Origin of the sequence: Corynebacterium sp. CCUG 69979, assembly GCF_024454095.1 — a bacterium.
GTDB classification, from domain to species: Bacteria; Actinomycetota; Actinomycetes; order Mycobacteriales; family Mycobacteriaceae; genus Corynebacterium; species Corynebacterium genitalium.
This window is the reverse complement of the sequence record NZ_JAGPZA010000001.1, coordinates 59,420-72,154: the sequence shown is the minus strand read 5'-3', so window position 1 is coordinate 72,154 and position 12,735 is coordinate 59,420. Positions and strand designations below refer to the sequence as shown.

Annotated in this window: 11 protein-coding genes and 1 pseudogene; 2 read left to right on the top strand and 10 right to left on the bottom strand. The window is 66.4% G+C overall.

The window, feature by feature from the left end; genetic code table 11:
- Positions 1 to 26 precede the first annotated feature (26 nt).
- Positions 27 to 1,310: a geranylgeranyl reductase family protein gene (locus tag KBX18_RS00365; RefSeq protein ID WP_370687212.1), complete on the top strand. Its 1,284-nt coding sequence runs from the start codon at positions 27 to 29 to the stop codon at positions 1,308 to 1,310.
- A 26-nt stretch (positions 1,311 to 1,336) separates the two neighbouring features.
- Here KBX18_RS00365 and KBX18_RS00360 read toward each other — a convergent pair whose 3' ends face one another.
- The 9 genes and pseudogenes from KBX18_RS00360 to KBX18_RS00320 form a co-directional block, all read right to left on the bottom strand.
- Positions 1,337 to 2,023, bottom strand: coding sequence for a demethylmenaquinone methyltransferase (locus KBX18_RS00360; RefSeq protein ID WP_005286839.1), 687 nt, complete (start codon positions 2,021 to 2,023; stop codon positions 1,337 to 1,339).
- 11 nt (positions 2,024 to 2,034) lie between these two features.
- A complete protein-coding gene (locus KBX18_RS00355; protein ID WP_005286842.1) occupies positions 2,035 to 3,192 on the bottom strand; it encodes a glycosyltransferase family 1 protein in 1,158 nt (385 codons plus the stop codon).
- Positions 3,193 to 3,215: 23 nt separating this feature from the next.
- On the bottom strand, positions 3,216 to 3,659 hold the full coding sequence (locus KBX18_RS00350) for a DUF3592 domain-containing protein (RefSeq protein WP_005286845.1): 444 nt from the start codon (positions 3,657 to 3,659) through the stop codon (positions 3,216 to 3,218).
- Complete coding sequence (gene menD, locus KBX18_RS00345; RefSeq protein WP_255994397.1) at positions 3,656 to 5,308, bottom strand: 2-succinyl-5-enolpyruvyl-6-hydroxy-3-cyclohexene-1-carboxylic-acid synthase; 1,653 nt, start codon at positions 5,306 to 5,308, stop codon at positions 3,656 to 3,658. The genes KBX18_RS00350 and menD overlap by 4 nt, the downstream gene beginning before the upstream one ends.
- Positions 5,308 to 5,979 carry a hypothetical protein gene (locus KBX18_RS00340; protein ID WP_040423427.1) on the bottom strand — a complete coding sequence of 224 codons (672 nt, stop codon included), beginning with the start codon at positions 5,977 to 5,979 and terminating at the stop codon, positions 5,308 to 5,310. The genes menD and KBX18_RS00340 overlap by 1 nt, the downstream gene beginning before the upstream one ends.
- Before the next feature lie 54 nt (positions 5,980 to 6,033).
- Positions 6,034 to 7,617 (bottom strand): DASS family sodium-coupled anion symporter, encoded by a 1,584-nt coding sequence (locus tag KBX18_RS00335; RefSeq protein ID WP_005286854.1) that lies wholly within the window; start codon positions 7,615 to 7,617, stop codon positions 6,034 to 6,036.
- Between the two features lie 3 nt (positions 7,618 to 7,620).
- Positions 7,621 to 8,655: an o-succinylbenzoate synthase gene (locus KBX18_RS00330; RefSeq protein WP_255994396.1), complete on the bottom strand. Its 1,035-nt coding sequence runs from the start codon at positions 8,653 to 8,655 to the stop codon at positions 7,621 to 7,623.
- Positions 8,656 to 8,786: 131 nt separating this feature from the next.
- A complete protein-coding gene (locus tag KBX18_RS00325; protein WP_005286861.1) occupies positions 8,787 to 9,074 on the bottom strand; it encodes a hypothetical protein in 288 nt (95 codons plus the stop codon).
- Between the two features lie 78 nt (positions 9,075 to 9,152).
- Positions 9,153 to 10,349: pseudogene (locus tag KBX18_RS00320) on the bottom strand (nucleoside recognition domain-containing protein); the annotation flags it as partial.
- A 36-nt stretch (positions 10,350 to 10,385) separates the two neighbouring features.
- Here KBX18_RS00320 and KBX18_RS00315 point away from each other — a divergent pair.
- Positions 10,386 to 11,306: a 1,4-dihydroxy-2-naphthoyl-CoA synthase gene (locus KBX18_RS00315; protein ID WP_255994395.1), complete on the top strand. Its 921-nt coding sequence runs from the start codon at positions 10,386 to 10,388 to the stop codon at positions 11,304 to 11,306.
- Here the strand turns inward: KBX18_RS00315 and KBX18_RS00310 are convergent.
- A complete protein-coding gene (locus KBX18_RS00310; RefSeq protein WP_255994394.1) occupies positions 11,303 to 12,730 on the bottom strand; it encodes a hypothetical protein in 1,428 nt (475 codons plus the stop codon). The genes KBX18_RS00315 and KBX18_RS00310 overlap by 4 nt on opposite strands.
- Positions 12,731 to 12,735: the final 5 nt, after the last annotated feature.

Genomic DNA, 12,735 nt, shown 5'->3' with positions numbered 1-12,735 from the left:
TGTGTGAGTCTGGCACAATAAGTGCGGTGAAATCCTTCGAGTGCGTTGTCGTCGGGGCCGGTCCCGCCGGTTCCGCCGCAGCGATCGCCGCGGTGCGCGCGGGCATGAGCACGTTGCTTATCGACGCTTCTTCCCGCCGCCGCGACAAAACCTGCGGCGACGGACTCACCCCACGGGCAGTCCACTCCTTGCGCACGCTGGGGCTCGAATCTGCACTCCCTGCCTACCGCAACAAGGGCCTGAAGTTGCACGGTTTCGGCGGCTCCGTCACCGCACCGTGGCCCAACGGCTCCTACGGCACCGAGGGGTCGGCATCTCCCCGCACGCTTTTCGACGCTTCCTTGGCCGACCTGGCCACCACCACCGGCGCCACCGTCCTCTACGACTGCCCCGTCACCGCCCTCGAGCACGGCGCGGAAGGCGAGATCACGTCAGTGGTCACCCCGAAGGGAACGTTCGGTGCTCGCTGGGTGGTGGTTGCCGATGGGGTGCGTTCGCCCGTCGGAAAGCTGCTGGGTAGGCAGTGGCACCGCGGCGAGGTGTACGGCATCGCCGCGCGCTCCTACTGCACCACCCCGTTTGCTGACGAGCCGTGGATGCACTCCCACGTCGAACTCCGCGACTCTAGCGGCGAGATTCAACCCGGCTACGGCTGGATCTTCCCGCTGGGACGCTCCGCGCTAAGCGGAAAGGGAGAGGCGAACGGAACCGTGAACCTGGGCTGCGGGGCCCTGTCCACCGACACTCGGCCTGCCAAGGTGAACACCAAAAAGCTGCTCGTCGAATACGCCGACCAGGTCCGCGACGAGTGGCAGCTGGGTGAACCAAGCGATATCGCGTCGGCACTCCTGCCCATGGGCGGGGCTGTATCGAACGTCGCCGGGCCGAACTGGATGCTCATCGGCGACGCCGCAGCCTGCGTTAACCCCCTGAACGGTGAAGGAATCGACTACGGGTTGGAGACCGCCATCATGGCGGTCGACCTGCTCACCGAAGCAGGTGCGGGCTCACTGGACCGCGCCCTGACATTGGTCTGGCCGCACGAACTGCGCCGCCGCTACGGCGAGGCCTTCGTGCTCGCTCGCACCGCTGCCCGTCTGCTCACCTACCCGCAGTTCCTGCCCCTGGCTGGGCCCATGGCGTTGCGAGGCCTCGGCGGCCGCTACCTCATGCCCGCCGCCGCCCGGCTGATGGGCAACCTCATCAGCGAAGAAGACAAGGACCTCGTCGCGCGGGCGTGGCGCGCGGCCGGGTCCGTCGTTTCAGCTTCAGCGATCCGCCGCGGCGCGCCGCTGTGGGATGCCCGCTAGGCTTTCTCAGCGTTTCTCAGCGTTTCTCAGCGCTTCTCAGCGCGGTGCAGCGCGACGATGCCGAAGGCGAGGTTCTTCCAGGTGGCACGCTCCCAGCCGGAAGCGTTGATGGCGCTGGCCAGCTGCTCCTGGGCAGGCCATGCCTTGATGGACTCTGCAAGGTACTCGTAGGCGGGGGCGTTGGAGGAGAACACCTTGCCCAGCAGCGGGATCATCCGCGGCAGGACAGTGCTGTAAATGGTGGAGAACACCGGGATGACGGGGGTAGAGAACTCGTTGACCACCAATCGGCCACCCGGCTTGGTCACACGCGCCATTTCGCGCAACCCGGCTTCGAAATCGTGCACGTTGCGTAGACCGTAGGAGATGGTCACAGCGTCGAAGGTCTCATCGGCGAACGGCAGGTGCATGGCGTCGCCAACGACCTTCGGCACGTTGCGGTGCGCGCCGGCGGCGAGCATGCCCTGGGAGAAGTCGCAGGCCACGCACCACGCACCGGACTTCGCCAGCTCTTCGGTGGACACTGCCGTGCCGGCGGCCAAGTCGAGCACCCGCTCGCCGGGCTTCAGGTCCAGCAGTTCGCGGGTGCGGCGGCGCCAGCGGCGGTCCAGGCCAGCTGTCATCACGGTGTTGGTGATGTCGTAGTTCTTGCCGACGTCATCGAACATCCCCGCCACGTCGTGCGGGTTCTTCTCCAGGTTCGCCTTGGCCATAGGAAGACAGTCTACTTCGCCTTACTACGCCGGCCTTTGCGCCCCTTGTACGGGCTGGCGTCGATTGCTTGCTCGTAGTAGCCCAGGAGCTGGTCGCACAGCGCCGACCACGTCTTGTTCGCAACCGACTCGCGGGCGTTGCCGCTCATCTGCTCCAGGTTGTCGTCGGCGAGGATGGTCGCAGCGGCGGCGGGTAGGTCGCGTTCGAAGGTGGGGACGTCGAGAAGCTGGCCGTTGTAGCCGTCGACGATCGTGTCGATGGGCCCGCCCGCGCGCGGCCCGATCGTCGGCGTGCCGGAAGCCTGCGCCTCCTGCAGCGTTTGCCCGAAGGTCTCAAACTCGCCGGTGTGCACGAACAAATCCAACGACGCGTAGGCCGCCGCGAGCGCCTCCCCGCGCAGCTCACCGGTGAAAATCGCATTCGGCATGAGCTTGCCCAAGTCGCGTCGCTCCGGCCCGTCACCCACGATGACCAGCTGAATGCCTGGATCCCCGTGCAGGGCCGCAAGGCGCTCGACGCCCTTCTCCGACGCGAGGCGCCCCACGAAGCCGACGAATTTCTTCGTTCCCGTCGGGTCCCACTTCGCGCGCAGCTGCTCGCTGCGTTTCGACGGGTGGAACAGCTCCGAATCGACCCCGCGCCCCCACTTGTGCACGTTTTCAATGCCGTGCTTCTCAAGCTCCGCGATGGTCACTGACGACGGGGCGAGCGTCATCTGGGTCATGTTGTGCAGCCTGCGCGTCCACAGCCACGCCGCCTTCTCCAGGAAGCCGAGGTGGTACCGGGCGCTGAATCCCGCGACATCGGTTTGGAAGAGGGCGACGGCGGGGAGCTTCAAACGTCGACAAGCAATCGCTCCGACACCACCAAGCACGAACGGGCTGGCCAGATGCACCACGTCGGGCTGGAACTCTCGCAGCGTGTTCCACAGCGTCGTGTTCGGAATGCCCACCGGCAGTGAATCAACCAGCGGCACCATGATCGTGGGCACACGCACGACCGGGAAGCCGGCGTAGGACGGGACCTCCTCCTGGTTCGACCGCGCACCAGGAGCAATGACAATCGCCTCGTGGCCGTTCGCCTCCAAATGCTCCAGCACACGCAGGACGGAGTTGGTTACTCCGTTGACGTTGGGCAGGAAAGCTTCGGCAACAATGGCGACACGCATTGCACCATTATGTCTTTGGCCTGCTAACTGTTCGCGTCTTTCTCGGTAACGGCAGGTGAATTTTCACGCCGTCCCGCCCGCGACACGGCCAGCCATCCCGCCGCCGCGATGAGCGTGGACATGAGCGCCACCGATAGCGCCGGAATGATCGCAAGGGGCCACGAGCGGCCTTCCACCTTCACAATGTCCGGGTCCGACTTCGCGTACGTCACCCACACTTGCTGCCCCTCCCCCAGCCCCGAGGGGTAGAGCAGACCGTGGGGCGGGAAGTGCACGCGCCCGGTTTCGTCCAGGTACTCGACGGAGGTGCGCAACCACGTCACGCTGGTGACGGTGGCAATGCCGCGGCCGGGGTCGCGGGAAATGGTGGCATCGTTCATCACGGGCCCTGCGACCATGGCCACGCTGCCGAGCATCGCGCACAGGTATAGCGCGATGATCAGCTGGTGCAGGCGGCGCTGAATCACTTCTTCAGCTGCTCCGCCAAATCGCGCCTGGTCGCGCGCGTGGTCACGGCCTCAATCACAGTCACGGGCTCGTGCTTATCGACGCCATCGACCAGGCACTCCACCAATTCCTGCGTCGTCTCGGCCCGGCGGTACGCGACACCGTATGCGTCTGCGAGGGCGGCGATGTCAACGTCGTGAGGCGTGCCGAACGCCATCTCGAAGTTCTCGCGCAACGGTTCAGCACCGGGTTCGAGAGCTTCGAAGATCCCGCCGCCGTTGTCGTTGGCCACCACGATGGTGAGGTTGCTCGGACGCGGCTGCGGCAGGTCGTGGCTGCCGATGAGCAAGCCGCCGACGTCGTGCAGGTAGGTCACGTCACCGACGAGCGCGACCGTGCGCGGGGCGCGCAGCTCATCCGGGTGCAGTGCCTGCGTGGCCAGAGCAATGCCGACTGCCTGGGACACTGTGCCGTCGATGCCGGCAGCACCCCGGGCGGAGTAGGTGGACACGCCGTCGAAAGGCAGGCCGACCAAACTGGCATCGCGCACTGGGTTCGACGACCCGAGCACCAACGTGTCCCCCACCGCTAACGTGTCGCCCACCGCTGCGGCAGCATGCAGGCCGGTGAAACCGTATTGCTTGTCCTCGAGAGCGTCGCGGACTGTCTGGGCGCCGACGTCGCCAGCAGCCTCGCAAATCTTCAGCCACTGATCGGTCGGTTGTCCGGTGACGTTCACTCTGCTGCCGCGGCGGGCAGGGTTGCCCGTGAACGCTTCCGTGCGCGACAGCCCGATGACCTCAATGGTGTTGTCCGCCATGAGCGCCAGCACGTCGCGGTGCAGCGTTGGGTGGCCGACCACAATGACCTGGTCCGGCTTTGTCGACGCTGCGAAGTCCCCGCCGTCGTGGCTCACCGCCACCTCGTCCTGGGTGAAAAAGCGCGCCGCCAAGGGGTGCACCTGATGGAACGGGGTCGGGGCGGTCGGCTCAGCGATGGTGGGCACGTGCTCAAGTCCGGGGACTTCCCAGGCCTCATCACCGGCAATGACCAGTGTGTTCAAAGTCAGGTCGACATCGACCGCGCCGTGATAGACAAAACCTGCCCCGCCCTGCAGCCGCCCAGGGCCGACAACCCGGCGCGGCGTCCCCACCGGTTCCGCCAGCGCCTCCGGCACGAGCGGGGTGTCCAACGCGACATTGATATGCGCGGCGTTGCTGCCGTTCGCGGCCGCGTCTAGCTCGATCGGGTCCCCCACCGCGGCGACCTGCTGTGTGGCGGCATAGCGGCCGAAGATGCCCTGCTGCCAGATCGTCTGCGACGCACCCGTGCCCACCAGCCGCTCCGGCCGGTCCGCACTGACCACGAGCAGCGGGGTGTGCGACATGTGCGCCTCGATGACGGCCGGGTAGCAGTTCGCCACCGCAGTTCCCGAGGTCATCACCACCGCCACCGGCCTGCGTTGCACACGCGCGAGGCCGAGGGCGAGGAAGGAGGCGGCGCGTTCGTCGATACGCGAGTGGACAGTGACGTCCCTGCGCGCCAGAAACGCGTACGCCAGCGGCGAGTTGCGCGAACCCGGGCACAACACGACATCCGTGACATGCCCGGCGACCTCTTCCGCGACGTAATTCGCGACCGCAATTGCCTCTACTGCAGAATCCGCCATTACTGCCCCGACCCAAACAGATCGTCGAGGAAGCCCTGGATCTCGCTAACGACGCCTTCCGCCTCGTCTTGCAGCTCAGGCGGAATCTCAGTCGGAACCTCGGAGGGAAGGTCATCCGGCAGGTCAGACGGGATGGTCACCTGGGGATCACCGTCGGAGTTGCGGCCGAACAGGCCGTCGAGCAGACCCTCCGGGGTCGTCGTCACTGTCTCTGTCTCCGTGAGGGTCACCGGTGCCGGCGGCGGCTGGTTCGCACGGCCCTCCGCCCCGCGCCACAAGAAGAACAAGACAAGGGCTGCCAGGGCCAACAGCAACGCGGTGATGCCCATGGCGACGCCGCCGGCCCTGCCGCCGCGCTGCGGCTGCTCGTAGGGCTCGGGATCGCTGTAGGCCTGGCGGTCGCGCGGCGGGCGGTACGGCTGCTCGTAAGGTTCGGGATCGCCGTAGCCCTCGTAACCTTCATAGCCGCCGTATCCGTCGTAGCTGTCCTGCCCGCCGTACTGGGTGTGGCCACCGTACTGCGTCTCCGGGTACGCAGCCTGGTAGGTCGTCTCATCCGGCATGTACTGCCGTGGCCCCTTCTCGCGGGGCTGGAACTGTGCAGTGCGGTCGTCGGCGCCGAGGAACTCGGTCTCATTATTCGAGCCGTCGCGGCGGGTCTGATCATCCATGGGCCACATCGTAGTCCCCCGGCGATCTGAGACCTACCGCGGTGAAGCGGCGGCCTACAGCACCAGGCCGAAGACAGGCACCGCCAGGAAGTAGGTAGCCAGGGTGATGATCACCACGGCGATGACGTTGAGCCAGATACCGCCCTTGATCATCTGCCCCATGGTGACGTAGCCGGAACTGTAGGCAATCGCGTTCGGCGGGGTGGCCACCGGAAGCATGAACGCGCATGTGGCGGACAGGGCGACCGGGATGGTCAGCAGCATGACGTTCATGTCCCCGCCCGATGTCAGGCCGATGCCGGTGGCGACACCGCCCATGATCGGCAAGAACGTCGCGGCCGTCGCCGTGTTGGAGGTCAGCTCCGTCAGCAGCAGGATGAGCACAGCCACTGCGGCGATGAGCAGGATGACCGGCAGACCTGCAAGAATCTTCGCCACTTCACCGACCCACAACGACAGGCCCGTCTTGGTGAACATCGCCGACAGCGACAGACCGCCGCCGAACAGCAGCAGCACATCCCAGGGGATGTCCTTGGCGGTCTCCCAATCCAGCAGGCGGATGCCGTTGAGCTTGCCCGGGATGGTGAACAGCAACAACCCGGCGATCATGCCCACGCTCGCATCGGTGTAGGGGAAGTCCCAGCCGAAGGTCTCCATCCCCAGCGGGATGAACACCCAGGCCAGCGCTGCAGACACGAAGATCACACCGGCGAGGATTTGGCCGGGGGTCCAGCGGCCGATCTTCTTCAATTCGTCGTCGATAAGCTCTTTGCCCCCGGGGATCTCGTCGATCTCGGGCTTGAACACATTGATCAGGATGACCCACGCAAGCAGCGTGAACAGCACCGCAATGGGCACACCGAACATCATCCACTTGCCAAAACCGATCTCGATACCGTGCGATTCCTTCATGTAGCCGGCCAGCAGCAGGTTCGGCGGCGTACCGATCAGCGTGCCCAGCGAGCCTGTCGACGCCGAGTACGCAATGCCCAGCATCAGCGCCGTGGCGAAGTTCTTCTGCTTGTCCATGCTGCCCAGCTGCTCCGCGGTGAGAGTGAGCACGGAAACACCGATCGGCAGCATGACCACGGCCGTGGCGGTGTTGGACACCCACATCGACAGGAAGCCGGTGGCCACCATGAAGCCCAGGATGATGCGCTTCGGGGACGTACCGATGAGCTTGACCACCCACAGCGCAAGCCGGCGGTGCAAGTTCCACCGTTGCAGACCCAGCGCAATCATGAATCCGCCCATGAACAGGAAGATCGTGTCGGACGCGTACGGGGCGCTGACTTCCTTGAACTCGGCGACGCCCATGATCGGGAAGATGGCCAACGGAATCAGCGCAGTGGCGGCGAGCGGGATCGCCTCCGTCATCCACCACACCGCCATCCACACCGCGACTGCAGCCACGATGCGCATTGCCTGCGCGGAGTACTCTTTCTCAGCGTCAGCACCGGCGGACCGGGCTACGGTGTCAGCGGCGCCGTCCGGGAACAACAGGTAGATGACCACTGCCGCCGCAAGCCCGACAAACAAGCCGATGACCTGGCGGCGCCAGTCCTTGCGTTCCGGCGCGGTGGCGATGTCGCCTTCCGCGAACTGAGTGGAATCGTGAGTTATCGCTGTTGCTGGCATGAATCAAACATATGCCATACAGCGCCTCAGACGATAAAACCACCAGTCTTTTCTTATCGACGACGCCCGCAAACCCGCCACCCTATCCGCATCCGGCGCGAACAACTCTGTCGGATTGATACTGATGCGCCCCTCCACGATGGGGAATGGGTCAGCGACATCCTCAATGAACAGCCGTTGCGTGGCCAGCCCCGCCGCCTGCGAGCCCACCGCCGCCGCGGCAACGAGCCCGGCGTGAATCCCCACGGCCGTATCCAGTGCCGACGCCACCGTGATCCGCAGGTCCAGGTCGCGGGCGATCCGCGTGAGATTGCGCACCCCACCGAGTGGTGCGACCTTGCACACCGCCGTATCCGCCGCCGCCAGCGTGACCACGCGGTACGGGTCCGCCACCTTCCGAATCGACTCATCCGCCGCAATCGGCGTGCACACGTTGCGGCGCACTTCTGCCAGCTCCTCCGCCGTGCGGCACGGCTGCTCGATGTACTCCAAGTACCCGCCGCGCGCGGTTCCGGTCGAGCCATCCGACGCGCCTTCCCCAGGCGGGAGGATGTCCTCGAAAGCCCGCGCGGCGGCGATCGCTTCCTGCACGGTCCAGGCGCCGTTGGCGTCGACACGCAGCACGGTGTCGGGGCGCAACTCGTGGACGGCTCGGAGACGCGCGACATCGTCTGCGAGCGCCTGCCCCGGCTCAGCGACTTTGATTTTGAATGTGCGCACGCCTTCAAACCGGGCGAGAACGTCAGGCACCTCGCCGGGTGTCACCGCGGGAATGGTGCCGTTGACCTCCACTTCGCTAGGGCCACCCAAACCCTGGTATCCCTCGTAGGCGGCTTCGAGCCCGGCGCGCAGCCAGGCCGCCGCCTCTTCGTCGCTGTACTCGAGGAAGGGGGAGAACTCGCCCCAGCCGGCGGGGCCGTCGATAAGCAGGGCCTCGCGCGTGGTGATGCCGCGGAACCGCACCGCCATCGGCAGCGAGACAACGTGGGCGCGGTCGAGAATGTCGTCAGGATCCGGCAGAAAACTATTCCCAAGCACCGATTTCGTCTTCCGGCAGTGGTTCGAAGAAACTGTCGGGGACTTCGTAGTCAACGAACCCCAACTGATACCGCTCATCCTGACCGTTCTCAGTCATGGCAGCACCTTCCTGCTATGGCCCATATTCATGGCTAACTGTACCCGGGATCCGCGGGCCGTTTGGTCAGCACGAGCGCAACGGGTCCGCTCGGACGGTCAGTGCGGTTCGCCGATGCGCAACCACCGTTCGGGGCCGCCGCCACACAGGACGAGCACGCGCCGCCCGCGCACGACGACCCGATCTCCTCCAGCGTGAGCCGGCCGACGCGTTGCAAGTGGTGCACCACTGCGTCGACAGTGCTGGGGCTCAGGCCGGTCATGGTGCGGATCTCAGCGCGGGACCGCGCTCCCCCGCGGATTGCAGTGACAACTGCTTCCATCGGGCGCTGGCTGCCCGCGGGTGCCGCGGGCGCTTGTGGCTGGTTTGCTCTCCTAAAGATTCCCATCGTTGTCCCTCTCTAGAGCACCAAGCTCAGGCCCTGGAAGGTGGCCACGGCGAGCAGCCAGGCGAGTGCTAACTGGCCGACGAGGCCGATCGCGGTCCACTTCCATCCGATCTCGCGACGTTGCGCGGCCAACGTGGCCACGCACGGGGTATAGGCGAGCAGGAAGATCATGTAGGCCCACACGGCGGCCAGGGTGTTGCCCCCGGAGGTCTCTTCGAAGTCCGCGCGCACGGCCTGGGCGAGCGGGGATGCGCCCTGCTCCTCTGGGGCCGCGTCGGTAACGTCCTCGAGGTCGTAGGTCTGGGCCCACGTGGCGATGAGAGCCTCTTTGGCCAGGAAGCCGGTGACCAGCGGGCCGGTGAGCGACCACGAGTCGAAACCGGCGGGCTCGAACACCGGCGCCATGGAATCGGCGACAACGCCGTAGAGGGAATCTTGGGGCGCCAAGTCCTCATCACCCCAGCTGTGCCCCGGCGCAGCGGGGGTAGACAGGAGGAACCAGATCACCACGACCGTGGCCACGATGATCCCGCCCGCGGTCTGCAGGAAGCCTTTCAGGCGGCTCCACATCACCGAGAAGCTCAAGCGCGCTGTGGGCCATTGGTAGACGGGCAGATCGATGACCAGCGGGTCGGAGCCCATCGTGCGCCACAACGTCGTGCGCAGCAGCAGTCCGGAGAGCACCACCAGCGCGATCGAGATGACGTACATGGCGAAGACGACCAATCCGGCCTTGTCCGGGAAGAACGTCTGCGCCAGCATCACGTACACCGTTAGCCGCGCCGAGCAGGAGGTGAACGGCACCAGTAGCGCGGTCAACCTGCGCTGTTCCGGGGTGGCCAAAACGCGCGTGGCCGAGATCGCTGGCACGTTGCAGCCGAAGCCGACGATGAGCGGGATGAACGCCTTGCCCGGCAACCCGATCGCCCGCATGAGTCGGTCCGCGACGACCGCGGCCCGAGCCATGTAGCCGGAGTCCTCCAGCACCGCCAAGCAGAGGAACATCAACGCCATCAACGGCACGAAGGTGAGCACCATGCCGACGCCGTTAATGATGCCGTCGACAAGCAAGCCCTCCACGAACGGGTAATTGAGACCGACCGCAGCAAGCCCGGCGCGCGCCCAATCGGAACACGGGCCCAGCACGAAGTCCTCGAGCAGGCTTTGCAGCGGCGCCGCCACCGTCGTGGTGATTTGGAAGACAGCGAACCGCCTAAAACGAACTCCAAGCTCTACGATGGCGCCATGGCCTACACCACAGACCAACCCTTCGACCCGTCGCAGTGGCGCAGCGTCGGGGAGTTCACCGACATCACCTACCACCGCCACGTGGGCGAAGGCCGCGAAAACGGCATCGTCCGCATCGCGTTCAACCGCCCCGAGGTACGCAATGCGTTCCGTCCGCACACTGTCGACGAGCTGTACCGCGCACTCGACCACGCGCGCCGCGACCCTTCCGTAGGAGTGGTGTTGCTCACCGGCAACGGACCGTCGCCGAAGGACGGCGGCTGGGCGTTCTGCTCCGGCGGCGACCAGCGCATCCGCGGCCGCAGCGGCTACCAGTACGGCGACGACGACAACCAGGTGGACACCGCGCGCGTCAAGGCCGAGGGCGGGCGGTTGCACATTCTCGAGGTCCAGCGCCTCATCCGCACGATGCCGAAAGTGGTCATCGCGGTGGTGGGCGGCTGGGCAGCCGGCGGCGGGCACTCGCTGCACGTTGTGTGCGACATGACCATCGCCTCGCGCGAGGAAGCCCGCTTCAAACAGACCGATGCCGACGTGGGCTCCTTCGACGGCGGATACGGCTCCGCCTACCTGGCAAAACAGGTCGGGCAGAAATTCGCGCGCGAGATCTTCTTCCTCGGCAGGGAGTACTCCGCTGAGGACATGCACCGCATGGGCGCAGTCAACATCGTGTCGCCACACGGTTCGCTCGAAGACGACGCCATCCAGGTCGCCCGCGAAATCAATGGCAAGTCGCCCCAAGCACAGCGGATGCTCAAGTTCGCATTCAATTTGCTTGACGACGGCCTCATGGGCCAACAGGTCTTCGCCGGCGAAGCCACCCGCCTGGCCTACATGACCGACGAAGCCGTGGAAGGCCGCGACTCCTTCCTACAAAAGCGCCCACCGAACTGGGAAGACTTCCCCTTCTACTACTAGCGCCGCGCCGAGCGGTTGCCGGTGAGCCGCCACCGGGCCGCGACCCAGCTGCTCGCCGCGAGCGCTACGCCGAGAACCGCCGCGGCGGCATACCGCACCGGCGTCGTCGCGGTGTACGGCCATGCCTGCGGGGCAAGGATCCACAGTGGCGTCTCGGCAAGCACGTCCCCGCCGATGGTGACACCGAAGATGGTCCACACGATCGTCAGTGCGAGCGTCCACGCCACCCCGAACCGGGCCGTGACGAACAGGGCGAACAGCACCATCGCCGTGCCGACGAGAAGCGCGAGCACACCGCCGCCGGCTGGCGTGCCGGTGAGCACCGCAAGAAGCGCAACCAGCGCGACGACCGCCACGCACCAGGTGCACAGCGCGCTTCGCACGCGCGGATGCTCGATCTGCATGAGCGCCCACGCAGGATGCAGCCGCGGCCAGACCAGCGCAGGCAGCACGCCCGTGCCGACCGGGAGGATGAGGAACGTGAACACTCCCTGGCGGACATCCGGGGAGTAGCGCACCGCGGCAAGCATCACCAGCCCCGTGAGCGCGAGGCATGCGTAGACGGCTGGCGTCGCCGCCGCCCGGTGAACGCCGATGAGAGCCGAGCCGGGCTTCGCCGGGCGCGCGACGGCAGGACCTGCAGCCGCGGCCGGAGCGCTCACCGCGTGGACCGTCCTCTTCCGAGACCGGGCGCGGCGGACAGGCATGAGAGCTGCGCATACCGCGCCCACCGCCGCGAGCAGCAAACACAACCCGAGTGCTGGCCATGGCGCTTCGCCGTGCATAGGCGAGTCCGGTTCGAGCGGCAACGCGTTGAACTGCAGGCCCATCGTCGGCAAGACGAGGCGCAGCGGCCACGCACCCGGATTGAGCCACCACCAATCGCGCTCGACGAAGTAGCCGAGCCCGATCTGCCACACCACCGACACCACCAGCGTGGGCAGCAGGCCGACGCGCCGCGTCAACCCCGCTGCCAGCCCCGCCGGGCCGAGCGCACCGATCCACACGAAGAACCCGACGAGCAGCACCACGCCCGCCCGATCAAGACCGAGCAGAGACGCGACCGCAGCCGTGACACCGAAGTCCAGCAGAAAGAACACGCCGAGGGCAGCCCACACGAACGCCAGGCGCGCGGCGCGGGACGCCACCGGTGAGACAGGCCGCCACGCGGTGCCGCCATTGCGAGCGTCGCGCTCGCGGTTTTCTGCTGTACCGGCAAACAATGCGGCCAGCGGTGCGGCCATCCCCGTGACCAATAACGCCTGCCAGCTCAACAGGTCTGTTGCGTCCTGAACAGCGCCGGCAAACCCGAACAGCGTCAGCACGCCCCCGAGCAGCAGGCCCGACAGGGCGAGCCACCACAGGACCGAACCGCATGAGCGGATCGCTTCGGCGCGCAGATACCCTGTCGCGCCCAGTGACACGCGCG